The organism is Haladaptatus salinisoli (assembly GCF_020614375.1).
GTDB classification, from domain to species: domain Archaea; phylum Halobacteriota; class Halobacteria; order Halobacteriales; family Haladaptataceae; genus Haladaptatus; species Haladaptatus salinisoli.
In genome coordinates this window covers 270782-297490 of record NZ_CP085329.1, presented here as the reverse complement: position 1 = coordinate 297490, position 26709 = coordinate 270782, and the positions used below count along the sequence as shown (strand labels likewise).

25 protein-coding genes and 1 pseudogene are annotated in these 26709 nt (G+C 53.3%); 14 read left to right on the top strand and 12 right to left on the bottom strand.

Annotated elements, in window-relative coordinates; genetic code table 11:
- Positions 1 to 951: 951 nt before the first annotated feature.
- The gene (locus LIX00_RS19330; protein ID WP_227356191.1) at positions 952 to 2361 is read right to left on the bottom strand and encodes a sodium:solute symporter family protein; all 1410 of its coding nucleotides are present in this window, start codon (positions 2359 to 2361) and stop codon (positions 952 to 954) included.
- A 137-nt stretch (positions 2362 to 2498) separates the two neighbouring features.
- Here LIX00_RS19330 and LIX00_RS19325 point away from each other — a divergent pair, with 137 nt between their 5' ends.
- Positions 2499 to 3671: a M24 family metallopeptidase gene (locus tag LIX00_RS19325; protein WP_227356190.1), complete on the top strand. Its 1173-nt coding sequence runs from the start codon at positions 2499 to 2501 to the stop codon at positions 3669 to 3671.
- A gap of 97 nt (positions 3672 to 3768) precedes the next feature.
- Here the strand turns inward: LIX00_RS19325 and LIX00_RS19320 are convergent, their stop codons facing one another.
- The 5 genes from LIX00_RS19320 to LIX00_RS19300 all read right to left on the bottom strand — a co-directional run bounded on the left by LIX00_RS19320 (position 3769) and on the right by LIX00_RS19300 (position 7709).
- Entirely contained in the window at positions 3769 to 4452 is a 684-nt protein-coding gene (locus LIX00_RS19320) for a cyclase family protein (protein ID WP_227356189.1), read from the bottom strand.
- A 177-nt stretch (positions 4453 to 4629) separates the two neighbouring features.
- Positions 4630 to 5373: a YqcI/YcgG family protein gene (locus LIX00_RS19315; RefSeq protein ID WP_227356188.1), complete on the bottom strand. Its 744-nt coding sequence runs from the start codon at positions 5371 to 5373 to the stop codon at positions 4630 to 4632.
- A gap of 25 nt (positions 5374 to 5398) precedes the next feature.
- Positions 5399 to 6253, bottom strand: a complete 855-nt coding sequence (gene cysC, locus LIX00_RS19310) for an adenylyl-sulfate kinase (RefSeq protein WP_227356187.1) — start codon at positions 6251 to 6253, stop codon at positions 5399 to 5401.
- Positions 6253 to 6495, bottom strand: a complete 243-nt coding sequence (locus LIX00_RS19305; RefSeq protein WP_227356186.1) for a hypothetical protein — start codon at positions 6493 to 6495, stop codon at positions 6253 to 6255. Before LIX00_RS19305 ends, cysC begins: the two co-directional genes overlap by 1 nt.
- Entirely contained in the window at positions 6486 to 7709 is a 1224-nt protein-coding gene (locus tag LIX00_RS19300; protein WP_227356185.1) for a sulfotransferase family protein, read from the bottom strand. The genes LIX00_RS19305 and LIX00_RS19300 overlap by 10 nt, the downstream gene beginning before the upstream one ends.
- Positions 7710 to 8366: 657 nt before the next feature.
- Between LIX00_RS19300 and LIX00_RS19295 the strand changes: the two genes are divergently transcribed.
- Together LIX00_RS19295 and LIX00_RS19290 are read left to right on the top strand one after the other, a co-directional pair.
- Entirely contained in the window at positions 8367 to 9173 is an 807-nt protein-coding gene (locus tag LIX00_RS19295) for a PHP domain-containing protein (RefSeq protein WP_227356184.1), read from the top strand.
- 166 nt (positions 9174 to 9339) lie between these two features.
- Positions 9340 to 10263 (top strand): bile acid:sodium symporter family protein, encoded by a 924-nt coding sequence (locus LIX00_RS19290; RefSeq protein ID WP_227356183.1) that lies wholly within the window; start codon positions 9340 to 9342, stop codon positions 10261 to 10263.
- A gap of 6 nt (positions 10264 to 10269) precedes the next feature.
- On the opposite strand, the gene LIX00_RS19285 is transcribed toward LIX00_RS19290, so the two are convergent.
- Complete coding sequence (locus tag LIX00_RS19285; RefSeq protein WP_227356182.1) at positions 10270 to 10548, bottom strand: winged helix-turn-helix transcriptional regulator; 279 nt, start codon at positions 10546 to 10548, stop codon at positions 10270 to 10272.
- A gap of 163 nt (positions 10549 to 10711) precedes the next feature.
- On the opposite strand from LIX00_RS19285, the gene LIX00_RS19280 reads away from it, so the two are divergent.
- Positions 10712 to 11125 (top strand): hypothetical protein, encoded by a 414-nt coding sequence (locus LIX00_RS19280; RefSeq protein ID WP_227356181.1) that lies wholly within the window; start codon positions 10712 to 10714, stop codon positions 11123 to 11125.
- A gap of 303 nt (positions 11126 to 11428) precedes the next feature.
- On the opposite strand, the gene LIX00_RS19275 is transcribed toward LIX00_RS19280, so the two are convergent.
- Positions 11429 to 12610 carry an AI-2E family transporter gene (locus tag LIX00_RS19275; protein WP_227356180.1) on the bottom strand — a complete coding sequence of 394 codons (1182 nt, stop codon included), beginning with the start codon at positions 12608 to 12610 and terminating at the stop codon, positions 11429 to 11431.
- A 256-nt stretch (positions 12611 to 12866) separates the two neighbouring features.
- Between LIX00_RS19275 and LIX00_RS19270 the strand changes: the two genes are divergently transcribed.
- The 3 genes from LIX00_RS19270 (at position 12867) to LIX00_RS19260 (ending at position 15257) form a co-directional block, all read left to right on the top strand.
- On the top strand, positions 12867 to 13463 hold the full coding sequence (locus LIX00_RS19270; protein WP_227356179.1) for a hypothetical protein: 597 nt from the start codon (positions 12867 to 12869) through the stop codon (positions 13461 to 13463).
- Complete coding sequence (locus LIX00_RS19265) at positions 13460 to 14122, top strand: DUF2238 domain-containing protein (RefSeq protein WP_227356178.1); 663 nt, start codon at positions 13460 to 13462, stop codon at positions 14120 to 14122. The genes LIX00_RS19270 and LIX00_RS19265 overlap by 4 nt, the downstream gene beginning before the upstream one ends.
- A gap of 160 nt (positions 14123 to 14282) precedes the next feature.
- Positions 14283 to 15257, top strand: coding sequence for a CPBP family intramembrane glutamic endopeptidase (locus LIX00_RS19260; protein WP_227356177.1), 975 nt, complete (start codon positions 14283 to 14285; stop codon positions 15255 to 15257).
- Between the two features lie 728 nt (positions 15258 to 15985).
- On the opposite strand, the gene LIX00_RS19255 is transcribed toward LIX00_RS19260, so the two are convergent.
- Positions 15986 to 16417 (bottom strand): methylated-DNA--[protein]-cysteine S-methyltransferase, encoded by a 432-nt coding sequence (locus LIX00_RS19255; protein WP_227356176.1) that lies wholly within the window; start codon positions 16415 to 16417, stop codon positions 15986 to 15988.
- 396 nt (positions 16418 to 16813) lie between these two features.
- Between LIX00_RS19255 and LIX00_RS19250 the strand changes: the two genes are divergently transcribed.
- Both LIX00_RS19250 and LIX00_RS19245 read left to right on the top strand, forming a co-directional pair.
- Complete coding sequence (locus tag LIX00_RS19250) at positions 16814 to 17209, top strand: aminoacyl--tRNA ligase-related protein (RefSeq protein WP_227356631.1); 396 nt, start codon at positions 16814 to 16816, stop codon at positions 17207 to 17209.
- A 105-nt stretch (positions 17210 to 17314) separates the two neighbouring features.
- Positions 17315 to 18370, top strand: a complete 1056-nt coding sequence (locus tag LIX00_RS19245) for a hypothetical protein (protein WP_227356628.1) — start codon at positions 17315 to 17317, stop codon at positions 18368 to 18370.
- A gap of 556 nt (positions 18371 to 18926) precedes the next feature.
- Here LIX00_RS19245 and LIX00_RS19240 read toward each other — a convergent pair.
- The gene (locus tag LIX00_RS19240; RefSeq protein ID WP_303659904.1) at positions 18927 to 19163 is read right to left on the bottom strand and encodes an HVO_0649 family zinc finger protein; all 237 of its coding nucleotides are present in this window, start codon (positions 19161 to 19163) and stop codon (positions 18927 to 18929) included.
- Positions 19164 to 19708: 545 nt separating this feature from the next.
- Between LIX00_RS19240 and LIX00_RS19235 the strand changes: the two genes are divergently transcribed.
- A complete protein-coding gene (locus tag LIX00_RS19235) occupies positions 19709 to 21610 on the top strand; it encodes an SLC13 family permease (RefSeq protein ID WP_227356627.1) in 1902 nt (633 codons plus the stop codon).
- A gap of 78 nt (positions 21611 to 21688) precedes the next feature.
- On the opposite strand, the gene LIX00_RS19230 is transcribed toward LIX00_RS19235, so the two are convergent.
- Complete coding sequence (locus tag LIX00_RS19230; RefSeq protein WP_227356626.1) at positions 21689 to 22651, bottom strand: transcription initiation factor IIB; 963 nt, start codon at positions 22649 to 22651, stop codon at positions 21689 to 21691.
- A 480-nt stretch (positions 22652 to 23131) separates the two neighbouring features.
- Entirely contained in the window at positions 23132 to 23362 is a 231-nt protein-coding gene (locus LIX00_RS19225; RefSeq protein ID WP_227356624.1) for a DUF7120 family protein, read from the bottom strand.
- Between the two features lie 346 nt (positions 23363 to 23708).
- Between LIX00_RS19225 and LIX00_RS19220 the strand changes: the two genes are divergently transcribed.
- From LIX00_RS19220 to LIX00_RS19205, 4 genes and pseudogenes are all read left to right on the top strand, one after another.
- Positions 23709 to 23870, top strand: a complete 162-nt coding sequence (locus tag LIX00_RS19220; protein WP_227356623.1) for a hypothetical protein — start codon at positions 23709 to 23711, stop codon at positions 23868 to 23870.
- Between the two features lie 536 nt (positions 23871 to 24406).
- On the top strand, positions 24407 to 24571 hold the full coding sequence (locus LIX00_RS19215) for a hypothetical protein (RefSeq protein WP_227356622.1): 165 nt from the start codon (positions 24407 to 24409) through the stop codon (positions 24569 to 24571).
- Between the two features lie 133 nt (positions 24572 to 24704).
- Positions 24705 to 26045: a hemolysin family protein gene (locus LIX00_RS19210; RefSeq protein ID WP_227356621.1), complete on the top strand. Its 1341-nt coding sequence runs from the start codon at positions 24705 to 24707 to the stop codon at positions 26043 to 26045.
- Positions 26046 to 26226: 181 nt separating this feature from the next.
- A pseudogene (locus LIX00_RS19205) lies at positions 26227 to 26690 on the top strand (SLC13 family permease); the annotation flags it as partial.
- Between the last annotated feature and the right edge of the window lie 19 nt (positions 26691 to 26709).

Sequence of the window (26709 nt, the reverse complement as noted above, 5' to 3'; positions counted from 1 at the left end):
ATTTCGTCCCGAAGGGTGCGGACGGGGACGGTGAGCGAAAAGACGTCTACGGATGATGTCCCCTATCGCATACGTCGCGTCGTCGTTCGGCTTCCCGCGATTCGCTGGACAATCGACCACGATTCACCCGTCGCCGATAGCGCCTGTTCAGTCGCTGAGAAAGGAGGACTCGCCCCTCGTCTTTTTCTCGTCGGTTTGAGAGGAACCCTTCAACCAAGGACAGACGGACATCGCTAGGCGGGCGGTTTTCGATATCCAGGATGGGGATTCCGTCTTTCGTTGTATCACTGTAACGTGATCATCTATCTTCGCCAGTCGTTGCTCAACGTCTTCTTCAAAATGTGTCAGAGTATCTTGATCGATGTGCGGATTCTTTCGGAAGCGTTCCAAATCCGATCTAATACCGAGTAAAGTGCGCGCTCGGTCTTCTGGGTCTTGTATCGCCGCTCGATCCAACCGTCGTTTGACGTGATTAACTAAAGACTTCTTCATCGTTCCCCCACCCGGTGCTAATGCGGTGGCTAAGTGGTTAGCAGCAACCCGGTGCGACCGCATACCTGGTAAGCTACTATCCATTAAATTTCTACTGGTAGACTGGAGGGTTTTATCCTGATAGATGTGATTCTATATTCTCCAAAATTTCCGTGAGAACGATTACAACATATCTCCTACTCGCATTCTCATCGATACTAATTCTCTATTTTAACGATTTAACACGGTCTCACAATCGTTCATTCGATGCTGTCGCTCGTGTTTTCACTTTCAGCGGTTCGATTCTGGCACTACACGGTCGAATTATTCACGAGAAAAATATCCGAGATACATATATACGAAGTCATATGTGCGGGTATGGCTCACATTGTATTGAAATCGTTTTCTACTTTCCGCTGTTGACTCCGCGTACCACGCTAGAATTCGAGGAGCGATTCTTCGAATGACTCGTGAAAATCCTTATTCAATCATCGGATCTGTTTTTGTTGTCGGATTAGTCATCCAGCTCACCACAACGATCGTAATTGCCGCTATCGGCGCGGAAGCAATCACAGCATTCAGTTCGTATGGTTGTCCAAGAACCGTATCCCACAAAATCGTTATGATAAACCCGACGGACATACCAGTGACACCACCGATTTTAGTTAATCGGTCTCGCATGAGGAAGATCGCAAATAATGCTGGCGTGATTGTTGCTCCATATGCGGTATAGGCGAGGATTTGAATTGAGAGCACTGTTGGAAAATACTGTCCGAGAATAAACGCAAAGACGCCAAGTACGACAACGGTGATGCGTGTGAGCCAGAACACCTGCTTGTCCGATGCCTCTGGGTTGATGAATCCGCGATATAAATCCTGGGAGACATTTGTACTTGCAGAGAGAAGATAGGAGTTCCCAGTCGTAATGATGAATGCGGACGCCGCAGCAAGAAGTATTCCCCCTACCCAACGGGGAATCACAGTCGTCATCGAAATCATCGCCATTCCTGGATCAATATTTGGAAATCGAACGCGAGCGGCAAATGCGATTATCGGGATGACGATGCCGCCAACAGCAACACCAACGAACCATCCTATCATCCCTCGATTTGTTCCCTCGTCAGACCGGCCAGCGACGATCCGTTGGTACATATTCTGGTCTGCAAGAATTAAGAGAAGCACTGGCGCCCAGTAACCAAAGAATTGCAACGCAGTTAACGTTCCGAAGGGGTCCATTGCCGTTTGGGGGACTTGCGCCGTAATGGAGTCCCATCCCCCGACACTTCCAAGCACAAAGGGTAATCCGATGAAGAGACCAATGAGCATCAAAAATGCACTGATTGCATCGGTGTATGCAACAGACATCAGTCCTCCTAACATTGCGAGCCCGATAATCATGACGGCAGCAATGAGTGTTCCAGTCTCAACGGAGATCCCCGTGGTAACGTTCAGAATAAATCCGAAGCCAATGAACTGGTATGAAACGATACCAACGTACGCAACCGCGATAACAACAAGGCCGATAGCCTTGGCTTCTTTTCCAATTCCATCGTCTAAAATCTCTGGGATCGTATACGTGTCGTATCCTCGAATCTGTGACGCTAACACGCGTAGAACCCCGACCCCGATGAGTGCAGCAGTTCCAAGCAAAATCGCAGGCCAAATTCCAAATTGGTATGCGATTGAATTACCTCCACCTGTAATACTGCCCGAACCCATCCACGTCGCCAGTAGTGTCCCGGCAATGATTACGGATCCTAAACTTCTCCCCGCAAGAAGAAAATCATCGGCTGTATCTGCTTTCTCATAGGCCCAGATGCCAATTCCGCTCATAACTACCAAATATCCTATAACTGGATAGAGCAGTGTACTGTCTGGTTGAACAGGCATAAATCAATTCTCCATTGGAATTTCTTCTTCGTTGGGTTTTCCGTAGCATCTCTGTTCGATCATGTTTTTTCTGCTCACAGCATGCCATATCGCGGGGTTGAAAATAAGTTTACCGTGTCTCGTATCTTGCTCTCCGTATGGATAAACTCCGTATTTCTAAAGACGAGTACCAAGAACGAGTAGAATCACTGCTTACAACTGCGCACGGCGATGGCTACGATGGCGTTGTGTTGTTCAACGCACTAAACATCCAGTACGTGACTGGCATGTATCATCTCCCGACCGAGCGACCGTGCGCGGTCGGAGTGGTCGATGACCAGATCGAGATTGTCGTCCCGCGTTTAGAACAAGAGCACGCCGAGCGTGACGATTTCTTGATTGACGATGTTCACGTCTACTTCGATTATCCACAAGGTAATCCGATGGAACGGGTCGTCGAGATGTGTGATAATCTTGGGCTTACAGATGCGTTAATCGCTGTCGATAGCGATGGAAGCCCGAGTCGAAATGGCTATACTGGACCATCACTCTCGAGTCTCATTTCGGGTTCTGTTGGCGTCGAAGATTATGTGACGACAATGCGAGAGCGAAAGTCCGAGACTGAAATCGAACTCGTCCGTGAAGCAAGTACGTGGGCACACTATGGCCATCGATTGTTGCAAGAGAAGCTCGAGCCAGGAAGACGACCTGTTACGATCAGTGCTGAAGTCGAAGCCGAAGGCACCAAGGTACTGCTGGATACGCTCGGTGAGCGGTACGAGATGACAAGTTGGGCGAGTCCACTCCAATGCAACTTCACGACAGGCTCTGTTACTGCACGCCCTCACAGCGTCGATCAAACAACGCAGATTCAGGAGGGTGATAACATTGTCACCATCGTAAAACCAAATGTGGGTGGCTATACGACTGAACTCGAACGAACTCTCATCGTCGGCGAACCGTCGGATGACCAGCGAGATTATTTTGCAATTATGCGAGAGTCACAGGAAATCGCCATTGACACGATCGAACCTGGAATCGAATACAGTACCGTCGAAGAGGTCGTGATGAACTACTACGAGGAACAAGGCGTTCGGCAGTACACCCAGCACCATGTTGGGCATAACATCGGAATGGAGGGGCATGAACGTCCCTTCTTAGATCGCGAGTACGAGGGGACGATTTCGTCAGGTGAGCTGTATACTGTCGAACCTGGCTTTTATGTCCCGGAAATCGGTGGGTTTCGACACTCGGATACCGTTCTCGTAACTGATGACGGAACTGAAACCCTAACCTACTATCCCAGAGACATTGATGACCTGATTGTTTGAACAGCTCTAAAACGGAAATCGTTCTCTTCGGCTTCATTGATAATGCACTACGCGTAGCGAAACAAGCGTTAGGGAAGCACGGATCAGAGTTTGTCCGCTACGTTATCTCGGCGAATGCTCGGACGGGCATTGTGACGGTTTCGGCGGCTTTGATAGGAATCGCGTAGAACCGGAACCGACGATCACGGAGAGGCTTCAATCCACACAGGTTCTCCACGATGGGAATCTCCTCTTTGAGGAGAGTCGTGTGTGCGGGGCGGTCGGGATTCCGATCATCGTCGATGTTGATAGTATCGACCCCGACTAACGAAACGTCCTCGGCAACCAAGCGAGCAATCACCGACTCCGAGATGTACGGGTACTCGCGGTACTGATCGGTGCCCCAATGGGAGTCCCAACCGAACTCGAACAGCACAGCCTTTCCGGAGAGGTCAACATCGCGCGGGAGCACTGCTTCGTCGACCGGTTCGTACGGGTCCCGGTCGCGGACATCAACAACGACACCATCGGCGATAAGATCGGTCAAATCGAGTTCGGAGATGTCGCGTGCCTCGGGAAAACGGTGGCTGGGAGCATCGAGATACGTCCCGATCGAGGTCTGAAAGCGCATCTCGGTGATCTCAAATGAAGCCCGGCCATCGTACTTCGGACGGGTTTGCTCGTGTGTGAGAAACGGCTGGATCTCTGCGGTGAACTCAGTATAGCTTCCGTCTTCGTTCTGGAGCCTGAACCCCGGCATCCCGTCTCGAAACTCGTGAGTTAAGTCGACGTAGTCCGCCATTGGTAGGAATAGTGAAGCAAGAGAGCATAGCTCCATTGTTCTGCTCTATTGCAAACAGACGACGGCACGTCGATTGACCGTAATCAGAGGGGGACGATTCGGGACGCACGTCTAGATCACGTGCTGTGTCGATGAAACCGTCTAGCTTGATCAACTAATCAAGTATCCCTACAATTACTATGTCTCTATTTCGAAGGGAAATTCGTTCAAACTCTCCTCGTTCGATGTTGGAAGTAGATATTGTTTCCATTCCCGAGTGTTGGGGTCGCCGTAATCTCCAATGTCAGGATGCGGAGTGATATCATCATAGTCCTTCAACCGATCTCTGATGACCGAACGGGCATGCCGACCTTCCATCGTATCTCCACTGATATCATCAAGCGTTCTACGCGGCTGAATCGTTATTTCTAGTCCGTATGGCGTATACCTACTCTTGCGCTCCGTATAAAACGGAGCGCGGCCAACGATGAACATCGGTTCTCCAGCGAAGCAGAATTCCCACTCTGGATCGTTTGGATCCTCAGGGATGTCGCTAGGCCACGGTTCCGGATCTCGTTTGTTCAGGAATTCTATAACTTCCCAGAACTGATCACGATATTCCTGTTCGCTTTGATCCCTGTCCCCAGGCTTGAAAAATATCACTAAGGTCGTTCGTTTGGCTATTGACTGATACCGTTCGAGATATCGTCGTAATCCCTCTCTCACTTTAAAGAGAGCATCACGATCACGAGCGTCCCCGGCGAAGAGGTAACGAGCGGAATCGTTACGTTCAGCGTTCACTGCGAAATGACATGGATAACGAGTATCCCGCATCGTTTTCCTGAACTCGAGATATCTCTTTTTCTTCCACGCGATCAGCTCTCCCGTGTCTATCGCGTCTTGCAATTCGGATTGATCAAACAGTTGCCCTCCCCTATTCATGATTGAGATATGGTTGACGAATCACTCAATCCTCTAAGTGTTGCCCTGTGAGGAGTTCGCTCTTCTCGTACTCCTCGCGTGTCTCGGTTCCGCTGATCTCTGCGACCTCCTGGGGAACAGAAACGACCGAGTACCCGACGTCCCGTCCGATAGCGACGGTATCGATATCCGGAATAATCATCGTCTCGACGTTCGGATGGTCCTCGTAGACGTCCTCGATTAGCTTCCGGCGCTCCTGTGCGGTGAGTGGGTTCTTCTCGCTAAGTTCGGTGTCGCGGATAGCGATAATGACGTTCTTTCCGTTGTCAGCGGCTGAATCGATGATCGTCCGGTGGCCGTTGTGGAGCGGTTGCCAGCGACCGATGAAGATGTGGCTTGGGTTGAACTTGAGGTCCAGTTCTGCGTTAATCTCCTCAATACTCTTCTCCTTCGAGCGCGTCGCCGTTCGAACTTCGAGTTCGATATCTCCCTCTGGCTCCTCGAACGGCGCATCAATACCGGTAAAGCCCTCGATCTCGCCCTTACGAGCCTTCTCGTACATTCCCTTCACATCACGTTCCTCGCACACTTCGACGGGTGCGTTGACATAGATGAACGAGACATTCTCAATCTTCTCGGCGATCAGTTCTCGCTGGGAACGATACGGGGTGATGAACGACGCGACGACATCGAACCCCTGTTCGTTCAACGCTTGTGCAACTCCAGCGGCCCGTCTGAGGTTCTCAGTTCGATCCTCCTTCGAAAACCCGAGATCAGAGTTGAGGGTCTCCCGAAGATAATCTCCGTCCAAATGTACCGTACTCGGGCCGATTAATCCCTCGGCGAGCGTCGTCTTTCCAGAACATGGCAACCCGAAGAGCCATGTGGTTTCTCCCGGCATTAAGTTGCCCCCCCTGCGAGACAGGCGAGCCCACCTGCTTCTTTCCAAATCTCATCGACGGTGGTGATTTCGACATCACACGCCTCGGCCAGTTTCGACTCCGCATTCGGTGTGTCCTTGGGCATTAGTATCACCTCGTCAGCTATGATCGCGAAGTTCTTGTCGTCGATCTCCACGGTCGTCTTGACGTCGACGCGAGTCGTCCCGCTGCTGTCGTCCTTTGCTGCTTCGCTCAGATCCATTCCGATTCCTCCGTGTATTCCAGTTCCTCGACCACCTCGGTATACGTCTCGTCGGCTCGATTGAGTGCGCTCTTGACGAGGTCCTCCCTGTCTCGCCAGCGAGCGTGTCTCGGTTCCTTCGTCGTCATCACCTTATTGGGGTCCTCGACGTTCTCGGACAGCAGCGCCGACTCGCCGAGATCGGCGAACTCGACGATCTCTTTGATAGTGGAGCTGGTGTCGGTGAGAAGATCCTCGAACCGGACCCGAAGGACGTCCTCGAACGCGTCGCGGCCATCGAGGATATGGCGGTGGGCTTGGGCCCACTGGAGTAGGCAGACGTCGATGAGTTTCCCCTCGCTAACCCAGGCCGGCGGGAGATCGTAGCACCACAGCGAGCCGTTGTATCCTTCGAGATTAAGATCGCCTACGTTGTACGTCTGGAACCCCCTGTTCAGCCGCCACCCGTCGTAGAGACCGTTGATCGACGCTGCTGGATTCCGTGTGAGGTGAACGACTTTGACGTCAGTCTCGGGAAGTAGCTGCTCGCGTATCCATGGGAGTCGGTATGCATCGCCGCTCGCTTTCAAGACGAGCGTCCGCTCGAAGTCGTCCGCCGTGAGACCGCGCTTGTGACTGTGCGAGGAGACGAACGGTCGGTCCTCGATCGTTTCAGTTTCGAACGGACTGCTCGCGTCTTTCACCGCATATTCATCGTATTGCAGCGGTGGGATTCCGAACTCCTCGAGTATCTCATTGAGCGATTCTCCCGCGAGCAACCTTTCGTGTATCTGCTCGTATGGGAGCTCCCGATTGGGGAACTGCAACGGGAGCCGGACGAGCGCGTTATCCACACGATGCGTTCGGTCGCCGGATCGTTCGGTTGCACCGACTTCGGCGAGGAGATCCGTCAGGAGTTTTTCCCTATCGAACGACTCGAAGTCGGCCGGAAGGACGTCGGACTCGAACGCCGGATAACAGATCCCGTTCAGAGTGTACCATCGGTCGTGTTCGCCATCGAGGCTACATGTTCCTTCATGGTGTCGAAGGATATCGAAAAGAAGACTACTGCCCCCTCTCGGAGCCGTCACGATAAGCAGTACGCTATCAAAGTCGTCAACTTGGTACTTCGTCAGAATCGATTGTTTCCCCTCCGTGACAACCTCGTTTTTCACGTGTTCGTAGTTCTGCCTGGCCTGGTCTCGGAGATCGCTTGGCGGTTCTTCAAGACTCACTCACCATCACCTCCTAACGTGTTTACCGAATCAACCCGTAATCGGAACCGACGGTTCAGTTTCATCGATTGTGTTCTATCTGTCATGATTTGGTTATTCGTCGACCTTGACCCCCACAGCCTATAGACCGTGGAATTCGGTGTCCGGGTTTCGGCTATTCCGGCCTTCAAGGTTTTAACCCGCACCCGGAGGGAACCGGCGACACACCGGGGGGCTTTCGTTTCCCCCTCGTAGCACTGTGTCCCGGCCATTGAGGTCCCGTCGGAATCCGCGTTATCGCCGTGCGACAAACAGACCGCGTTCGTCGCCATCACCTGTTTATCCAGGGACGGACCCTCACCGACTCCATAGCAGTCTGAGTTACAGCGAGCCACACCAAAATGATTCTGGCAGGGAACGAGGCTCGATATCGCTTGACTCCGCCGACAGACGGGATACGCGCTTGAAATCCGCATCACCGTGGCAGCGACTGCAGCTTCCCATCGTGGGCTTCGGGGAGATCAAAGCTAGTGGGAACGAGCGATCAGTTGCGCGTCGAGTCAACGTACCATTGTTACCGTCCGCAATGCCGTTGATGGGACACTTCCGAGAAACGCCAAAGAACTCCGTAAGCTAATGGTGGTGGAATTCCAATACGGAGGCGGAAATTGACGAGCTATGGAAGGGTCTATCCATGCGGATTTGCATGTCCACACGACGAACTCGGACGGTGAACTCGCTCTCGATGAGATTCCGGCTGCAGCGACTGAGGTAGGCGTCGGCGCTGTCGCCGTCACCGACCACGATAAGATCCACCCCGAGTTGGACGCGCCGCTTTTGCAAATCGGGGGCATAGACGTTATCCACGGCATTGAACTTCGCGTCGAGGTGGAGTCGCTTTCCGAAAAAATCGACTTGCTCGGATACGGTGTGACGGAATCACCCGCACTCTGCGCCGAACTCGACCGCCTTCAGGCGAACCGTAAGACCCGTGGCGCACGCATCATCGAACTGGTCGAGCGTGAACTGGATATCGCGCTCGATATGGAGGCGCACGAGGGTATCGGTCGTCCACACATCGCCCGCGCGATTGACGCTCACTCTGAGACTGACTTTTCGTATCAGGACGCGTTCGACGAACTCATTGCCGACAATGGCCCTTGTCACGTGCCGCGTGAGGTTCCCTCGTTCGAGAGGGGCGTATCGCTCCTTTCTGAAGCATGCAGCGTAGTCAGCCTCGCACACCCTTACCGTTACAGCGATCCCGATGCAGTGCTCGAGCTGGCTACTCGACTCGACGCGGTGGAATATCGCTATCCGTATTCGGCCTCCAATACCGCCTACCGCTCCGATCGCGACGTACGAGCGGTCGAACGGCACGACCTCCTCATTACCGGCGGAAGCGACGCTCATAACAAGAACCTTGGACAGGCGGGGCTGACCAAGTCGGAGTACGAGCGATTCCTCGATGTGGGCGGATTCTGAGCATAAAATACCAGCACGTAAGATTCGGGAGAGAAACTTGAAAGAGAGCGACTCCCCGCAACTGCCGACTGGAGAGACAGCAGTTCCCGTACATCGATTTGGCCAGCGCTCCCCTCTCTCACAAAACCCAACGAACAAACCGCGCCTCAACCAAGTGACTCCATTGATGTCATCTCATGCGATGGCTCGTGTCGCTGCCCTCATTGATGACTATCTGTTGGTGTGGGTGCTGCTCTCGGTTGGTATTGGGTTAGCTCTTCCATCGATAGCTGCTCTCACACCTCTACCAACGCTGATTCTCGCAGTCATGATCGGCTCAGTTTCATTGGCGCTTGCACCCGACCGATTCCGTGACCTTGACGGGCGAGCGCTCGTCACGATTCTTATCGTTCAGACCGGGATGCCGCTGCTTGCGTTCGGTATCGCTCGGGGGCTTGGATTGTCGCCCGCACTCACGGCCGGATTCGTCGTTTTGGGTGCGGTAACGCCCGAACTCGTCACGCCGACGATGACCGAACTAAGCGGGGGTGATACGGTACTTGCGACGGTCGTCCTCATCGTTGTTGGTTTCGGGACGTTGGTGCTCGTCCCTGGAGTTGTCACCCTCTTCTTGGGTGCGTCCGTTGCAGTCGATCCAACAATCATCATCACACAACTGTTACTCGCCGTCGTGTTTCCTATGAGCCTCGCCGTCGCCGCTCGCTCTCAGTGGCCTGACCGCATTGGAGCGTATGACGAGATCTACCCGTCGATTGCGGGCCTGATGGTGATTATCATCATCGGAATCGTGACCGCGGCCAACGCGTCGCTCGTTCGCGATAGCGGCACGGTATTACTTCTCGTGATGGTCGGTGCATTCGTCCTCAACGGTATCGGTTACACTGGCGGTTGGCTCGTCAGTCGAAATTTCACTCGAGGTGAACGTATCGCTGCAACGCTGTCGGTCGGAATGCGTGACTTCGCCGTTGCCGCCGCCTTGCCCGTTGGTGCTGGTTTTCCGCCGTCAGCAACGCTTCCAGCGGTCGTCTTCGGCATTATTGAGATGACGACAAGCGCTGGCCTCGCGAAGTGGTTTCGTCGGCAGGCCTGACTACAGCTACGTCGTTTCCTGGTCCTCGACCCACTCGAGGAGTGGCTCTAACCGGTGACAGAGTTCCTCGCCAGTGTCCGTCAGTTCATACTCCACGCGAGGCGGGATTTCCGCGTACCGCTCTCGGGAGAGGTATTCCGCTTCGACTAATTCATCGAGTCGTGACGATAGCGTAGAGCTACTCACATCACCGAACGCGCCTTCGACCTCGTTGTATCTGACTGGCCCGATCGCGCCAACGGCGCAAATCAATTGCATCGCGTAGCGGCGACTGAGTAGCTCCATGACACCGCCTACGGGACAGTAACAAGTGGGTGCGTCGCGGGTCGAATCCGCTGTATTAGCGGGTATCTCTGGATTGTTCGCCATAACTGTTGTTCACCGCAGTTCGTTCGATACTTTGGACTTGACAGTATAATAACTTTGAGTCCCGAAGCAATGGTGGAGTATGACGAATTCACCCGAGACTGATAGCGACGAACGGCTCGACAAGCTACCGCTTGACGAATCGATCGACGGAGATTCGACGGCGATCACGTGTGCGCTCACGCCGGACCAAACCGAACAGCGAATGGCGTGGGTCAAGGAGAGTCTTCTCCCGCACCTTGAAAGCATTCAGGAACACGAAGACGGGTTCACATTCGTGTTTGACCGTAGCCCGGAGGCATATGCGGCCGTCGCGAAGGCGTCGTGGAAGGAGTCGCATTGCTGTGCGTGGGCGACGTCTGACGTCGAACTCCCGATGGGCGATGATAGTGTCAAGTGGCACGCTCGCTCCGACCGACGGGATGGTCTCGAGTTCTTTAGCGACGCTCTCCAAGAGACGCTTCAGAACTTCGAGAACGCACCGTCGTTGCGTTGAAGAAGTTTCCGCCGTGAGTCGATCCCTACTGGAAAATATTTTCATCGACGAGCGTCTAACGAAAACGGCCGAGGAAGGTACCGTCGTCAACGTCGGATTCGTCCGGGGACAAAGTTCAGCCTGACACGGGGTGCAATCGAAAGGCAGAGCAGCCCGAGTACGTCGGGTTTTGACCCCGACGCAGTTCACGGTCCGTCGGAGAGAACGGATGATTTAGTAACCAGTGCAATTCGTTCTTGTCGCGTTTTTGTTCGTACTGCTTTCCATTACGCTGCTGTGGCATCGGCGATGGTTCCTCGTCACCTACTGGCCACCGTCAGCGACTTCGCCGCCCCTCGTCGCGTCCTCGAAATCATCATCCGTCTCTTGGGTCGTCGGATCGATGTCAAGACCGGGCGTCAGTTCTTCACCGCGAAGTTGTGGGATAACGGTTTGGAGGAATTGGACGACGATGACCATTAGCAGCGGTCCAAGGAAGATGCCGTACCACCCGAACAAAATCGGACCGAGGAGATAGGCGAACATGACAAGCGAGAGATGGAACATCTTCCCCGACAGATAGGGCCGGATGTACGTTCGGACAACGTTATCGAACGCGAGCGTCATGAAGAGGAAAAACACGAGTGGGTACCAGAGTGCGGTTAGATCCTGTTGAATCGCCTCCACTGCGAGAACGGCGGCGATTGCAAGGTAGACGACGGATCGACCGACCAACGGCACCAGCGTAAAAATTCCCGTGATGACTGCCAGCAGTATCGTCACTGGAATGAGGAGGTTTCCCGGCGCGAAGAAATTGAATACGTTATAGATAATTGCGGTCAATATCATGATGACGAAGATGGTCAGCGTGTACCCGAAGTAGATCGAATTCAGGCCCTCATCGACTGCCGCGAGGTAGTCGATGGACAGCGCATCGTTCCCGAGAATTTGCTCTTTGCTCCACCGAGCCAGGCGCTCGTCGTTGACCAAGAGGAAAAATCCCAACAACAGCGACAGGAACATCATGAAAATGCTAGAGGCAACGGCACCAATGAAAGCCTGCACGCCAGTGAGCGCCGATTGTACCGAGGGGTCTTTGAGCGTTCTGCTCGCTGCGTTAAGCAACTGATTCGGATCGTTCGGTATCGTTTCGACGTTGATCGGTAACTGCTGTAGGAGTTGTGTTGCTGCGTTCGAGGTCGCGAAAGCGGCTAACTGGCTGATCGCGATCGAGAGGAATACTCCCAAGAAAAGGACAATCGGTACAACGATGAGAAGCAGGGAGATCGCCGCCGAAAGGTTTTCTCTCTTGACTCGGGTGCCAATACGTCGATTTATCGGACGTGCGACGTAGTAGATGAACAGCCCGAACACAATCCACGGTAAAAACGTAAACGCGACTCCGGCGATGATTCCGAACACAATCAGACCAGTGATCCACCATTTTAGCCCTGGTTGTACGATACGAATTCGTGTCGGTTCCGACCTCTCCCCACCCGTTGCCATACTGTGTAATAAACCCCCAATAGAGTTAGCGTTGCCGTCGGTATTCACGAGCTCACCCCCCGGAGAAAAACGGGTATCACAAACACACCGGGTCGCTCTGTTGCGGTAAATAACCGTGAAAGAGCTTCTGGAATGGGTGAAAACCTTCCTTCTCGAAACGAATTGCTAACAGATAAGTCGGTGCGAGTTATCTATAGTGGAGGCACCACAAAGGCACTGAAACCGTCGTCTTGTGGTCTCTATGGGGGAACAAGGGATGAGTCAATCGCTTCCAGAAGAATGGTTTATCAAAGATACACGAGTGAACGCGGTGATCGCGTGGGCTTTCGCAGTCATCTTCGTCGTACTTGCCATTGTAAGCTTCCTGAATATACTGCTTGTCGAAACGGTAATGGCCGCGATCGCAGCGTTCGTTGCCATCTCACCCGCTATCGCCTATCGGTCATGGACTTGGACGATTCCGTGGCCGCTACTGTTCGTCGCATCACTTCCGCTATTCGTTACGACAGCTCGGCCGGTATTCTACGATGAAATCGTGACCGGAATCAGCGTCGCGACCCTCGCGATGCTCGTTGTTGTCGCGCTCGAACTGACGACAGCAGTTCGGATGACACCACCGTTCGCTATTTTCTTCACCGTCATCGTGACGCTTGCGACCGCCGGGTTCTGGGCAGTGGGATCCGCAGCCTCGGCGGCGTATCTCGGAACGACGTTCCTCAAGACAAACACCGAGCTTATGACCATCTTCACCGCAACGCTCATCGCGGGCGCTATTGCTGGAGTGCTGTTCTGGTTGTACTTCCGGCGTCAGCTCGCTGCGAACGCCGAACGATCGGGGGAAATCAGCGCATGAGTTTTCACACACCCGTCCGCGTTTCGGCACGCCGAGAAGGGCAGCTAGTTCGACTCCTCCAGGGTGCGATGGTCGGCATCTTAGCGATCGGCATCTGGCAGGGAAACGCCGGTATCGCCGTAAATGCGAGCGTTGGCTTGCTCGTCACGTTTCTTCCTGCGTTTTTCGAGCGCAATTACCACATCACAATGAATGTGGGCATCGTCCTCTGGATCACCGTGGCGATGTTCCTGCACGCGTTCGGGACATTATCACTGCCCGAACTTGGTTTCCTTAGTCTATACAAGTCGACGTGGTGGTGGGATCACATAACTCACGCACTGTCCTCCTCACTCATCGCCGGCGTGGCATACGCCGTGACGCGAGCACTCGAAGAGCACACGGAGTACATCGTGATGCCACCGAAGTTCATGTTCGTCTATCTATTGCTATTCGTGATGGCATTCGGCGTCATCTGGGAGCTCATCGAATTCTACGTCGCTGTCGTGTCGAACTTCCTTGGCATCGGAAAGGTGCTCACCCAGTACGGCTTGGACGATACGATCCTCGACCTGTTCTACAATACGATCGGTGGAGTGCTCGTCGCAATCTTTGGAACCGCGCATTTGACCAATCTATCCGATCAGCTTCGAGTGCGAATGGAATCCGAGAATCGATAGCGGTTCCTGTTTGGATGTCTCTGGGATTGATTCCGTCGAGATCCGAGCGTGGCATATGGTGTCCCTTCGGAGTCCGAAACCGAATGCGTACTGACTGGAACTCTTCGTCGAACGACTATCGCTTGGGGTTTAACAATCCGCCTCGTCGTAGACCCGCATAGTGCGCACTTCGATAAAGAACGTCTTTTGGAACGCGGCGGACCGACGCCTGCGTCTCCCGTGGCGGTTCGTCGTCGCCGCAATCGCGTTCGGAATCGTCTCGCTCGCGGCGGCGTTTTCGCTTCGTCCGGTGTTAGCGTCCGTCTTCGTCGGATTCCAGTTCGCGTCGTTCGGACGTCTCGGCACGCTGCTGTTTCAAACGTCGCTCGAACTCGTCGTCGTGGTCCTGTTCACGTACCTCGTCGGGCGGTTCATCGACCGGCGTCGATTCGCCGACTTCGGCCTTCACCTGTCGCGGTCGTGGTGGCTTGATTTCGGGTTCGGTCTGGCCCTCGGCGCGGCGCTCATGACAGCGATTTTTCTGGTCGAACTCGCGCTCGGATGGATTCGCGTCACCGGAACCTTCCGGACGGTGTCGGGCCTATCGTTCGTCCTCGTCTTCTGCACGTCCGTCCTGCTCTTCCTCTTCGTCGGCATTAGCGAGGAGTTGTTGGTACGCGGTTACCTCCTCACGAACTTCGCCGAGGGATTCCGGTGGTTCCGATGGCTATCGGACGACGCGGCGGTTGCGGTTGCGACGCTCTGTTCGTCAGTTCTCTTCGGCATCGGGCACGTGTTCAACCCGAACGCGACGCTCACGAGCACGTTCGTCATCGTCCTCGCCGGAATCATGCTCGCCTCCGGCTACCTGCTGACCGGCGAACTGGGACTTTCCATCGGATTGCACGTCTCGTGGAACCTCTTTCAGACGAGCGTCTACGGCTTTTCGGTCAGCGGACTTCGTCTCCCCGTGACCATCGTCGCGACCGAACAGGTCGGTCCGCGCGCGTTTACCGGTGGACCGTTCGGCCCCGAAGCGGGTCTCCTCGGTGTCAGCGCTATCGTCGTCGGGACGGTCACCATCGCGTGGTGGGTCCGCTCCCGCGAAGCGCGGCTCTCGCTGTGTTCGTCCGTGTGGATCCCGGAACTCCGCTAACTACTGCTGAGTATCGCTGCTACAACGTCGACTTTTCTCGGGAGTTCCAGTATTGTCTTGAAGACTTGCATATACCGCATCCGATGCGGCTGAAGCGCTCGGTTCTGAGGACCGAGACATCATCACCGAAGAGAAGCTCGAACGCTCGTCTACTGACCCTAAGGAAAACGAGGTCACCGATCACGATACGGTATTCAACGCACGTCGACGAGAGCAATAATCTACGAACATCCTAAACGGATACGCTACGATTCTATCTCCGGCGGTCGGCTCCCCATATGTATCTCGGAACTCTTGGATTAGCTGGCCCGTATTGGCGTACCAGTCGTTGAGCATTCGTTGAAGTCCGTCCGCAATCGCGTCAGCGTCGTTGACTCTGTACACGTGGTGATAGCCACCGTGCTGACAGCTCTCTTGATCTTCCTTCACAACTCCCGTTTCTGGGTGTCCTTGTCGCCGAACGGTTCGGTGACAATGCAGAAATGGATACAATCTCTACGGAGCCCACTATCGACGAAGGGGCGCACGAGCAGTGAACGACCACCAAGCAGTCGAGTGGCATCGGACGCGAGCGACTCGTCGAGCCGACATATCGCCCGACTACATTCTGGCATTCGGCATCCGATGGAAGCGATATCTTAGGAAGGGTATCTCATTACGACCGCAAATTCACCCCCTCAGATAACACAGCCGTCTTCGTCCCTCTACCTCGTCGATCTCATCTATTCTCACTCCAGTGTCGGTAGCCGCGTCTGCACCGGTTCTGTTCCCCGTTCTCGCGCTTCGAGATTGAGCAACTGGCGCTTCGTGGCGACGCCGTCAGCAGCTGAATAGCCCCTGAGACCACCGTCGCTCCCAACGATGCGATGGCAAGGAACGATCAACGGAATAGGGTTGCGTGCGCATGCTTGTCCTATGGCGATGGGTGAGGTGTCGAGTTGATCAGCGATCTCACCATAGGTTCGAGTCTCTCCGTAAGGGATGTCGGTCATCGCGATCATTACCTCGCCGGTCACTCCCTCCGGAATGGTAACTGTCAGGTCGAACGTCTGGCGATCACCTCGCTCGTACTCGCGTATCTGCTCGCGAACGACAGTAGGTGATTCGGCGATGAGACCCTCGTCGATTTCGACGGTGGTTCCGAAAATGGTTATGTTCATACGTGGAAATCTCCTCTATCGGGTTAGCAGTCACTAGTACGCTACAAGAGCGTATAACGACCTTCCACAGAGTGAAACTGATCTCGGCGTTTCACGGGGTTTTCTGAATCTACTGTGAGCGTACCACCATCCACCGTACCTAATTCTACAGGGGTGAGTACAGGCGAGCGTGCGTACTACCTCCATGGCGATCTAGTGCGACTGAGCTGGGCACTCCAGTAGTTCGCTATGGGCTTGCTGATCGAGCGTGGCTATACACCTGTCCAATCCCCTTACTACCTGAACGAAGTACCGATGGAGGCCGTAGCAGAGTTAGACGACTTCCGAGAGCAACTTTACAAACTCAATCGGCATGACCGCTATCTGATCGCAACCTCAGAATAACCTCTTGCGGCCATCCAGTACGACGAGATCTTAGAGGCTGACAACCTCCCACTCGAGTACGCTGGATTCTCCACCAACTTCCGCCGCAAAGTCGGAAAGCACGGCACACAAACCCGCGGGATTTGGCGGGTACACCAGTTCGAGAAAACGAAACAGTTCATCTATACCGAGTCGGCAGACTCGTGGGAGCTTTATGATGAGCTACTGGAGAACGCTGAGGAGGTGATGCAAGCGCTTGAACTGCCGTATCGTGTGACCAATGTCTGCACTGGAGATATCGGCGATACGCCGGCTAAAAAGCCCAATATCGAGGTTTGGGGACAGACGCTTGGAGCGTACGGCGAGGTCGTCTCCGATGAGAGTGCAACGAACTGGTTGGAAAGTAGAAAACCATGCGGATACAACTAGAAAATATCCAAAAAAGGCCAATGGAGTATTATTCCTTGGAACTCATCGTCTCTCTATTAGCAGTAGACCGTCTGCATCAAAAATAAATAAAAATATTAATTTCAAATGGAAACGAGTAAAAAACCCATTATTGGTTTTGTCATAGCGGTGCTCATCCTTGCTGGAATTGGCTTTCTAACGATTAATAGTGGAGCGATACCAAAACCCTCCGCTGGCGTCCAGGATGTTGGTGACTGGGGAGCAGTCACCGAACAACACACAGAGATTATCACGACGTTCTGGACAAACAATCCCTATCCATTTGATTTCACAACTGGAAAAACACTCCACGTGCACTACTCACTCTCCCTCAATGGAATCACTGTTGCTGAAGGGACTCGAGACAGCGTCGATCTCCCACGTGGGAATACGACGCAGACTCAGTCTACATATCTCCAAAATAACCGGCTGAAGCTATGGTGGGTACAGTTCCTCAGAGCAAATGAGACAGTCCATGCAACTGCAGAAAGCCGCATTCGAATTACCACACCGATTAAGACTTGGAAGTACCAAGCGTCGAGGACCCATTCCCAGTTTGAAAATCAAACACCGATTCTCGACTCCCTCTCGCAGGCCACCGAGCAAACTGAAGGGAGATACGTCCGTACTCAAGATCTCAACATTGGCCCCATCCGCCGGAATGTCACGGTCGGGGCAGAGGTGCAGGACGCACGAGCGACATGGGGGCGCGTAAATCGGAACCAGACAACCGTGTTAGTTCGGTTCCGGATCCATAATCCAAGTGAGACGATCCCTATCATCGTTGACCCAACTGGCCTCAGGATGCGCGTTGACGTGAACGGTGTTCGAATGTTTCGCTCAGGACACGGTGTGCTTTCCGCAAACTCGACCGAACGGACACTTCTTCTCCCCGGCGAAACTCGGGAGATAGTCATCCCTGTCACGATGGACAACGACAAGGTCGACGATTGGTTCCGATCGCACGTTCAGAATGGTGAACACTCTACTATTGCTGTGTATACGCACCTCGTTGTTGATCCGCTTGGAAGTGGCACGCCAATTCGTGTTCCTAGTGGCGACGGTGTCACGTATCGATGCCACATGCAGACAGCGATTTTCGAAGATGATCAGACGGTAACAACAACATGTGGAAAACGTTAGTGATTGATCAGTGACTATTTATTGAGGAATATCTCCAACCGCAATTTGAACCTTGCCGAACAGACATTCCTTCAATCCACCGACGATCCTCTTGCAGAGGGAAATTTTGGGTCGCATTTCGATCACGCTGCGAACCGGTGGGATTCATTTTAGATATCGTGAAAAACGCCGATTGGGTGATCGACATCAGTCCGGAAGGTGGCAAACGTGGAGGCGAGATCGTCTTCGAAGGAACTCCAAGGCAACTCCTTGACGAAGAGCAATCGTTCACAGCAGAGTATTTGCGAAAAACGGTGCAATAACAGCCCGCTCCGCTCCCCTCGGTGCTGAAAGCCGCAGTGGGTGTGCGATCCGCTACAGAACGAGTAAATCACTAGTCCGACAGATAGACACAGGCAATACGAAGGTGGATTTCCGTTGTTCGTCGGGCGTGAGGGATCTATCTGCTCAACGTTAGGTCTTACGCACTTGGCTGCTTCTCGGTTGCTAGCTTGACTCCGAAGTCAATCAGTGCACTGCCGCTTAGAAATTTCGACCTCTTGTGAAGGGATTTTGCTTAGTCTTCTTCCGTCTCTGCCACCGTTGATGCCTTATCGCTTAGATCGAAAGTTCGCTTTCGAACGGCTCCACAACTGGGGCACAGATGCCGATAAAGGATTTGACTCCCGTTCGTCTTGGCTTTCCACTCGCCACCATTATCCTCGTATCCGCAGTCCGGACAGACCAGATCCTCGCCTTCCATATGCGACGTTAATCGTTCGAACGGGGTCGTTCCCTCGGCAGTGTGCGTCATATTCAAACAGATGTTGCGGAAGGATAAAAATGTACGGGGTTAAAATACGCAATACTTAATTTGACACCGAGCCTACTGCTGAATCAGTACCATCGATGGGGTGCCAGACTCTGGGAACAAGCTAGTACCACAACGTAATGAGGCGCATAGTGCCGAGTGAGTAGGGTGGGTAGTTTACCGAGAGCGAACACATTCGTGACGCAGTGAGCCGAAGTCGAGAATCTATTGATGGACTACCTCAGCAAACGACAGCATCACGTCGGCCTGCTCGGCACTGGCGACCGTCTCCCGACAGTATACCTCGGCTCAGTTCTGCTTCCAGAGTTGTGTGAGCCGAACGCGAACTCTCGCTGAATGTATTTACTTCCCCGTCTTGCTGGTATAACTGATTCGTCGGAGCCGACGATTCGCGGAGAAAAACCGATGACGAGCAGGGAGGCTGTTAAGACAGTCGGTTCGATGAATTCTATACTAATAGTTGCTTCTCTATAACTTATAGAATGCATTTGTAGTGGCATTAAGATGGTTGAACGTATCCATCTCGTATGGTACTTACTATGGTTTTAGCGCAAGCGGGGTCAATCCCACCAGTTACAACTAGCATGGTTGTTGTATTTGGTATCGTCCTTCTCGCGCTTGTTCTATTTATAACTGAACTATTACCAATTGATATCACAGCGATTCTCATAATGGTACTTCTTATGTTTCTAAATCCTTGGACACGAGTATCAGTTTCAGAAGGAATTTCGGGCTTTTCAAATACAGCCACTGTTGCCGTTCTCGCAATGCTTATTCTCTCGACAGGAATTAGCAAAACAGGACTTGTACAGATCATCGGACGAAAGATGGCTGCTTTCGCCGGCAACGACCCAACAAAACAACTCCTCGCGACGATAGGTGTTACTGGGCCTGTCTCCGGATTCATCAATAATACCCCAGTGGTTGCCATCCTCGTGCCAGTTATTTCTGATCTTGCTCATAAAGGGAATACGTCTCCCTCGAAACTACTTATCCCACTCTCGTATGCATCGATGTTTGGTGGGATGCTCACGCTTATCGGTACCTCGACGAACTTACTGGCATCCAGCGTTTCTGACCGACTGATCGGGCAGCCGTTTTCGATGTTCACCTTCACCGGTCTTGGCGTCATTGTGCTTTTTACAGGTACTATATATTTACTGACGGTCGGTCACAGACTTATTCCCAAACGCGTCCCAGCTCGAGAGGATTACATCGAGGAATACAATCTGCAGGGCTACGTGTTTGAAGTCATTGTTCGCGACGAATCGGGGATCGTTGGGAAAACTGTTCAATCTGCAATCGATGAATCACAGTTCGACGCGGACATTGTTCAACTCATTCGCGACGGTGAACAGTTTTTCGAGGGCATTGCAAGCAAACGAATCCGTCCAGATGACATCCTCACCGTACGCACAGATCGTAAGACGCTCGGAATACTCCGTGAACAGGAAGGACTTGATCTTGTTGGGACGCAACCTTCTAACTCGGAACTCGAACCGAGGGAGGAAAAGGCACAGACACTCGTTGAGATTGTCATCCAGTCTGGGTCTTCGTTGCTCGGTGAGACGATTTCCACGTCGTCGTTTCGTGAGCGATACGACGCAAGCGTGCTTGCGTTCCGATCCGGTGGGAAGACGATACGTAGTCGACTCAACGACATTGAACTACAGGTTGGTGACACGCTTCTCGTCCAAGCACCAAGTGATAGCATTGACCGACTCAGTCGCAACCCGGAATTCATCGTCGCTCACGAATCTGAATCGCCTGATTACCGTACGGAGAAAATCCCGTGGGCAGTGGGAATTCTCATCGGTGTTGTCGGTCTCGTCGGGATGCCGTGGGGTGCTCTCGCGAATGTTACTGGTGTCGGAGCACTCGCCGGTGTTGAATTTAGTATTGTCCAAACAGCGCTTGCAGGGGTCGTGCTGATGGTTGTTGCTGATGTAGTCAAACCTGGTGAGATATACGAAGGCGTCGATTGGAGTGTTATCTTCCTGCTTGCGGGAGTTATTCCACTGGGGGTTGCCTTGGAGCAGACGGGTGCGGCAAACCTCCTCGGCTCGCTTGTCGCTGCAACAGCGAGTTTTCTCCCGCTCATCGGCGTCCTTTGGGTGTTCTATATCGCAACGGGGCTTATCACGAGTATCATCAGCAACAATGCGAGCGTCGTCTTGATGATTCCTGTCGCTGTCGAAGCAGCCAAGGATATTGGTGCGAACCCGTTTGCATTCGTGCTCGCAGTGACGTTTGCAGCTTCGACGGCCTTTATTACACCTGTGGGGTATCAAACGAACCTATTTGTGTATGGCCCCGGGGGGTACAAATTCACGGATTATGCGAGAGTTGGTGCGCCGCTTCAGCTTCTTCTTTCAGTCGTGACCATCCTTGGGATCGCGTTCTTCTGGGGAGTTAGTGCGCCAGCGTGAACTCCTCTGTTCTGTTCGTACCTCCGGCACTCGCAGAGGAGAGGCGCTGAGCGCTTGCGTCCAGCTAATGCATGTGTGTTATTCGACGTCCATCGCATCGATCTGTTCTTTATAGCGATTGCGGATGGTGACCTCAGTCACCTGCGCATCCGACGCAATCACACGTTGAGTTTGTTGCTCATTGCATAGCAGTGAAGCGGCGTAAATCGCTGCAGCGGCGCAACTAGTGGGCGATTTTCCTGAAAGCAGTCCCTCTGCTATCGAGACATCGAGGATTTCGTTCGTTTTCGCTTTAACGGCATCACTGCTCCCGAGTTCAGAGCAAAATCGAGGGACGTATTGTTTCGGGTTAACCGGTTGTATTTCGAGATCGAGTTCCCGTCCAATATATGTGTATGATCGGCCGATTTCGGTTCGTCCCACACGCGATACATCCGAAACCTCTTCGAGACTTCGAGGGATATTCTCGCTGCGACACGCTGCATACAGACAACATGTGGCAATCCCCTCAATCGATCGGCCCTGGATCAGATTTTCATTCAGTGCACGGCGGTACATCACACAGGCAACTTCGCGAACAGTACGTGGGATGCCAAGTGCACTCGCCATCCGGTCGATCTCGCTGAGCGCAAACCGGAGGTTGCGCTCACCAGCATCCTTCGTTCGGATGCGCCCTTGCCATTTGCGCAGCCTATGTATCTGACTGCGTTTCTCGGCAGAAAGCGCGTTACCGGACGCATCCATATCTTTCCAATCGATGTTCGTGGTGAGGCCCTTATCATGCATCGTCTGGGTGATTGGCGCGCCGACCCGGGACTTGGTTTGTCGCTCTTGATGATTGAATGCCCGCCACTCAGGCCCCCGGTCGATAGTCTCTTCCTCAACAATTAACCCACAATCCTCACACGCGATTTCACTCCCGTCTTCGTTCGTGAGAAGAACACTTGATTCGCACTCAGGACAACTCTGTACGCCCTCTTGTTCATCCGAATTGTATTCCGTCTCAATATCGCGTTCTTGCCGACGGGTAGGACGTATCATTAGACATATAACATGTGCTATGCCAGAGCGGTTTAGCTCTCTGTCTGCTTTTCAGGTAGTACCGTCAAAAGCAGCGTTAGTTCCGTGTTCATCTCGACAGTACGTAATCTGATTCTCGTAATCGATATTTTGCACCCTCTTGAAGTGTAATATTCCACTCAATATATCACACCAGAGAAATACACGCCCTATTCGCCAGCGACCTCCTCTAATTGGTTTCGATGCCAGTACGTTGACGAAGTACTCTAGGAAGGTCACTGGCGAAGACGAGTACAAGGGCATCGAGTGTCGACAACGGAACACGCCGTCGTATATCGATAAGGCTCAGAAGGAACTCATTTGAGCGGTGGATGAATATCGCGACCCGGAAGCAGTTCGCGAGGAATTGCGGTCGTAGATTGGTCGACTTGAGCGTGGAGCGGTCGATCCGAGTGAGTACGTCCGGCCGTTGAATCTGGGATTCCCTCGGACTCATCAGGATTAGAGTGAATCATTGTCTTGGTCGGCCGGATCCTGCTGGTCGTCGACAGCCTGTGTAAACAAATTTTCAGCCAGCTCTTCGCTGGATTCGTCGCCTGTTTTCTGAGCTGACACACCGAGTGATAGAAGTTTTTCGATCGCTTGGTCTCGGTTCAGAAAATCACCCTGTTCGATAAGGCGGTCGATATCACTCTCAATACGGTCGGTCAATGCTACCTCGAACGTAACCATACACACTATTTTCTCTTTAGACATATTAGCACTCGGGCTATCCTCACAACGCATAGTAGCGCTATTCCACGGTTCTTGCTATTCTATGTTCTTCTCCATAAACAATTCCAAAATCGATGTCAACGAAAACTGTATAGGTCTATGTAACGGCCGAGACGGCATAGAGACACGTCCGATGGAAATACTTCATCGTCAACGTTGATGCCCCTAGAGTGATCGACGTCACCAATGGAAACCACGAGAAGCTTGTAGACCATTAGTACGTTGCCCCCATCGATGACGTGCTGACGAGCTAATGGCCTGCCTGTGTCCGCATCGCGTCCTCCGCACCCCGTACTGCAAACACATGGCTACTGTCGAAAACGCGACTGATGACGGGAAGCTCGATGCATTCCCCTCGAAGGACAACGAAGACAATCCCGAGATAGAGGCCTGTAACTGCGACGGCCTTGGTGGCTTCCCGTGCTGGCCGTGCGTTCGTGCGGGTCGCAAGGAACTGCCGAACTAATTTACGCTTCAGTCTTTTTATTCATGTTTCGTCAATTGCCGGTCTCGGATATCACCGACCAGCGACCGCTCACAGAGAGGATAGATGCAGCAACCGATGCTCACCCTGAGATACTGGCTCTGTCGAGTGATTGGTTGGGATGGCGAAGCGCGTATCACACTATTTCGTTGGTTCTATCTACTTAGTTCCCAACTGATCCCTGCCTTCTGACTGCTCGTAATCGAATGGTTAGTCGTACAATAATGATCGATTGCGATCACATTCAGTTTGTGCTGAGAATAGGTCGCTGAACTGGCGCTCCATGAACAGTCAACGCATTCGAGGACTTTCTCACCCTTCACACCTACGAGAAAACGCTAAAAGCAAATAAACCGGGATCTTTTTCCAGGTTTGATTCCACCCTAAAATGAAGGGTCGGCCGGTACGGAGTACTGAGTATTCGTCATAGTGGTTTCTCACAGGTGCCACTCTCCTACCGCAAACCAGGGGCATTAAACGAGCTAACGCTTATTCGTGTTGCGATTCAATCTCAGATCATGAGCTTGTTCAGTGGCGTCGGACGAAAAGTCGAGAAAACGAAACAGGCGTTCATCGACGGCAAGCAGGCGGAGTACGTCTGTGTGTCCTGTGAAGAACTGGTGGACGAAGACTACGAATACTGTCCCCACTGTGGCGAGAAGACAGTTGAGCCGGTTACGTGATTCTATCCGGGAATCTGTCCGTATCTGATCACCACGGAGGATTGTGGCAAATGGCGAACGAAACCGAAGTCAGCCCGTATCTCCAAGCACAGTATCCACCCCCTACAAGGCCCCCACACGGCAATGAGAAAGCATGGTAGATTTGATTTCCGTGGGCGGGTTGCTCCTCGCCTTCTTCCTCGTCGTCATGAACGGAGTATTTGTGGCCGCGGAATTCGCATTCGTCAAAGTCCGGCCGACCCGGGTGGACACACTCGTTGAACGAGGCAAGCCCGGTGCGACCCTAGTGAAGGATGCCATCGAGAACCTGGATGGCTATCTTGCAGTCAGTCAGCTTGGGATTACGCTCTCCTCACTTGGTCTCGGGTGGATCGGCGAACCCGCTGTGGCAGCGCTCATCGAACCCATTCTCGGCCAATTCCTCCCTACCGGAACGATTCATCTCGTCGCGTTCGCGCTGGGATTCGGCTTCATCACGTTCCTCCACGTCGTCTTTGGCGAACTCGCACCGAAGACGTTCGCCATCCAGGAAGCTGAACGAGTCGCACTCTTCGTTGCGCCGCTCATGAAGTTCTTCTACTACGTGTTCGTGCCAGGCATCATTGTCTTCAATGGCACTGCCAACTACTTCACCCGCCTCGCCGGTGTCTCGCCAGCAGCCGAAAGCGAGGAAACCCACTCCGAGGAAGAAATTCGGATGATCCTCACGCACTCGGAGGAGACAGGGCACATCGACCTCGACGAGGTCGAAATGATCGAGAGCGTCTTCGAACTCGGGGACACAATCGCCCGCGAAATCATGGTTCCCCGCCCGGACGTCGAAACCGTAGGTGCCTCGATGACCCTCTCGGAGCTTCGGTTCGTTGCTGCCAACGGAACCTACACCCGCTATATCGTGCTCGACGAGGATGGTGACAAACCGATTGGGTTTGTCCACGCGAAGGACATCCTTCGAGCGATTGAAACGGAGACGGATCACGACAGCTCGCTCACTGCTCGTGAGCTCGCACGGGACGTCCTTGTAATCCCAGAAACACGACGGATCGACGCAATCCTCGCCGAGTTTCAGACGCATGGTGGTGGACAGATAGCCGTCGTGATCGACGAATGGGGGGTGTTTGAAGGGATCGTGACCATCGAGGACATTCTTGAGGAGATCGTGGGCGACATTCGAGACGAATTCGACACGGCAACGCAGGATCCCTCGATCAAGAAACGAGACGACGGAGCGTACGTCGTCGACGGAGGGGTTTCAGTTCGAGAGGTGAATGATCGGCTCGGCGCCGAGTTCGAGACCGACGACGTCGAGACGATCGGTGGATTGGTCTTCAGTCGCCTCGGCAGAGTTCCTGAAGTGGGCGATCAGATCCAACAGAACGAGCACGACCTTCAGGTCGAGGCTGTCGATGACACCCGAATCGAACGGCTTGTGATTCAAGAGGCACAGGCAGTACGAGAGACGGACGACGAGTAGGGAATACCACTTACACCCTCCTAGCAGCCTCCAGTACCCGCGAACACGGACACCTGATAGAGACGGAGGTGTCCGTGGGGAAACCAGTCCTTTTCCCCCCGAGGTGTCTCCGTTCGGTGTGACGTTCTCTTCATCGCTTCTGGTCGTTCAGGGCTTGGCTTCGACGCCCGTGACGGCCGAGATGCTCGTCGTCTTCGCCCTCATTCTCCTCGCTCTCGTGTTCTTCGCGACTGAACAGTTCCCGATCGACGTCACCGCCATCTTTGTGATGGTGTTGTTGATGGTAGTTGAACCGTGGACGCAGATCTCTCAACGGGAGGAAATCTCGGGGTTTGCTAACCCGGCGACGATCACGGTGTTGGCAATGCCCATTCTGAGTACGGGGATCAACCGAACCGGCCTCGTCCAGTTGATCGGCCGGAAGATGACTATATTCGCCGGAGCTGACCGGCGCAAGCAACTCGCCACGACGGTCAACGTCACTGGGCCTGTCTCGGGATTCATCAATAACACGCGGTCGTCACGATTCTGGTCCCCGTCATCGCCGATCTCGCACACGAGGGGAAAACATCTCCCTCGAAGCTGCTGATGCCGCTATCGTTCGCTTCGATGCTCGGGGGGACGCTCACACTTGCAGTATCTTCATGAACACGGCCACGTTAGA

What these genes read in the sequence shown, in the direction of transcription:
- LIX00_RS19220 (WP_227356623.1), top strand. Translation starts at nt 23,709, where the DNA reads ATGGCTACTGTCGAAAACGCGACTGATGACGGGAAGCTCGATGCATTC.
- LIX00_RS19290 (WP_227356183.1), top strand. Translation starts at nt 9,340, where the DNA reads ATGTCATCTCATGCGATGGCTCGTGTCGCTGCCCTCATTGATGACTAT.
- LIX00_RS19245 (WP_227356628.1), top strand. Translation starts at nt 17,315, where the DNA reads ATGGAAACGAGTAAAAAACCCATTATTGGTTTTGTCATAGCGGTGCTC.
- LIX00_RS19270 (WP_227356179.1), top strand. Translation starts at nt 12,867, where the DNA reads ATGAGTCAATCGCTTCCAGAAGAATGGTTTATCAAAGATACACGAGTG.
- LIX00_RS19320 (WP_227356189.1), bottom strand. Translation starts at nt 4,452, where the DNA reads ATGGCGGACTACGTCGACTTAACTCACGAGTTTCGAGACGGGATGCCG.
- LIX00_RS19225 (WP_227356624.1), bottom strand. Translation starts at nt 23,362, where the DNA reads ATGGTTACGTTCGAGGTAGCATTGACCGACCGTATTGAGAGTGATATC.
- LIX00_RS19325 (WP_227356190.1), top strand. Translation starts at nt 2,499, where the DNA reads ATGGATAAACTCCGTATTTCTAAAGACGAGTACCAAGAACGAGTAGAA.
- LIX00_RS19255 (WP_227356176.1), bottom strand. Translation starts at nt 16,417, where the DNA reads ATGAACATAACCATTTTCGGAACCACCGTCGAAATCGACGAGGGTCTC.
- LIX00_RS19315 (WP_227356188.1), bottom strand. Translation starts at nt 5,373, where the DNA reads ATGAATAGGGGAGGGCAACTGTTTGATCAATCCGAATTGCAAGACGCG.
- LIX00_RS19210 (WP_227356621.1), top strand. Translation starts at nt 24,705, where the DNA reads ATGGTAGATTTGATTTCCGTGGGCGGGTTGCTCCTCGCCTTCTTCCTC.
- LIX00_RS19295 (WP_227356184.1), top strand. Translation starts at nt 8,367, where the DNA reads ATGGAAGGGTCTATCCATGCGGATTTGCATGTCCACACGACGAACTCG.
- LIX00_RS19305 (WP_227356186.1), bottom strand. Translation starts at nt 6,495, where the DNA reads ATGGATCTGAGCGAAGCAGCAAAGGACGACAGCAGCGGGACGACTCGC.
- LIX00_RS19275 (WP_227356180.1), bottom strand. Translation starts at nt 12,610, where the DNA reads ATGGCAACGGGTGGGGAGAGGTCGGAACCGACACGAATTCGTATCGTA.
- LIX00_RS19230 (WP_227356626.1), bottom strand. Translation starts at nt 22,651, where the DNA reads ATGATACGTCCTACCCGTCGGCAAGAACGCGATATTGAGACGGAATAC.
- LIX00_RS19215 (WP_227356622.1), top strand. Translation starts at nt 24,407, where the DNA reads ATGAGCTTGTTCAGTGGCGTCGGACGAAAAGTCGAGAAAACGAAACAG.
- cysC (WP_227356187.1), bottom strand. Translation starts at nt 6,253, where the DNA reads ATGCCGGGAGAAACCACATGGCTCTTCGGGTTGCCATGTTCTGGAAAG.
- LIX00_RS19330 (WP_227356191.1), bottom strand. Translation starts at nt 2,361, where the DNA reads ATGCCTGTTCAACCAGACAGTACACTGCTCTATCCAGTTATAGGATAT.
- LIX00_RS19265 (WP_227356178.1), top strand. Translation starts at nt 13,460, where the DNA reads ATGAGTTTTCACACACCCGTCCGCGTTTCGGCACGCCGAGAAGGGCAG.
- LIX00_RS19235 (WP_227356627.1), top strand. Translation starts at nt 19,709, where the DNA reads ATGGTACTTACTATGGTTTTAGCGCAAGCGGGGTCAATCCCACCAGTT.
- LIX00_RS19280 (WP_227356181.1), top strand. Translation starts at nt 10,712, where the DNA reads ATGACGAATTCACCCGAGACTGATAGCGACGAACGGCTCGACAAGCTA.
- LIX00_RS19240 (WP_303659904.1), bottom strand. Translation starts at nt 19,163, where the DNA reads ATGACGCACACTGCCGAGGGAACGACCCCGTTCGAACGATTAACGTCG.
- LIX00_RS19285 (WP_227356182.1), bottom strand. Translation starts at nt 10,548, where the DNA reads ATGGAGCTACTCAGTCGCCGCTACGCGATGCAATTGATTTGCGCCGTT.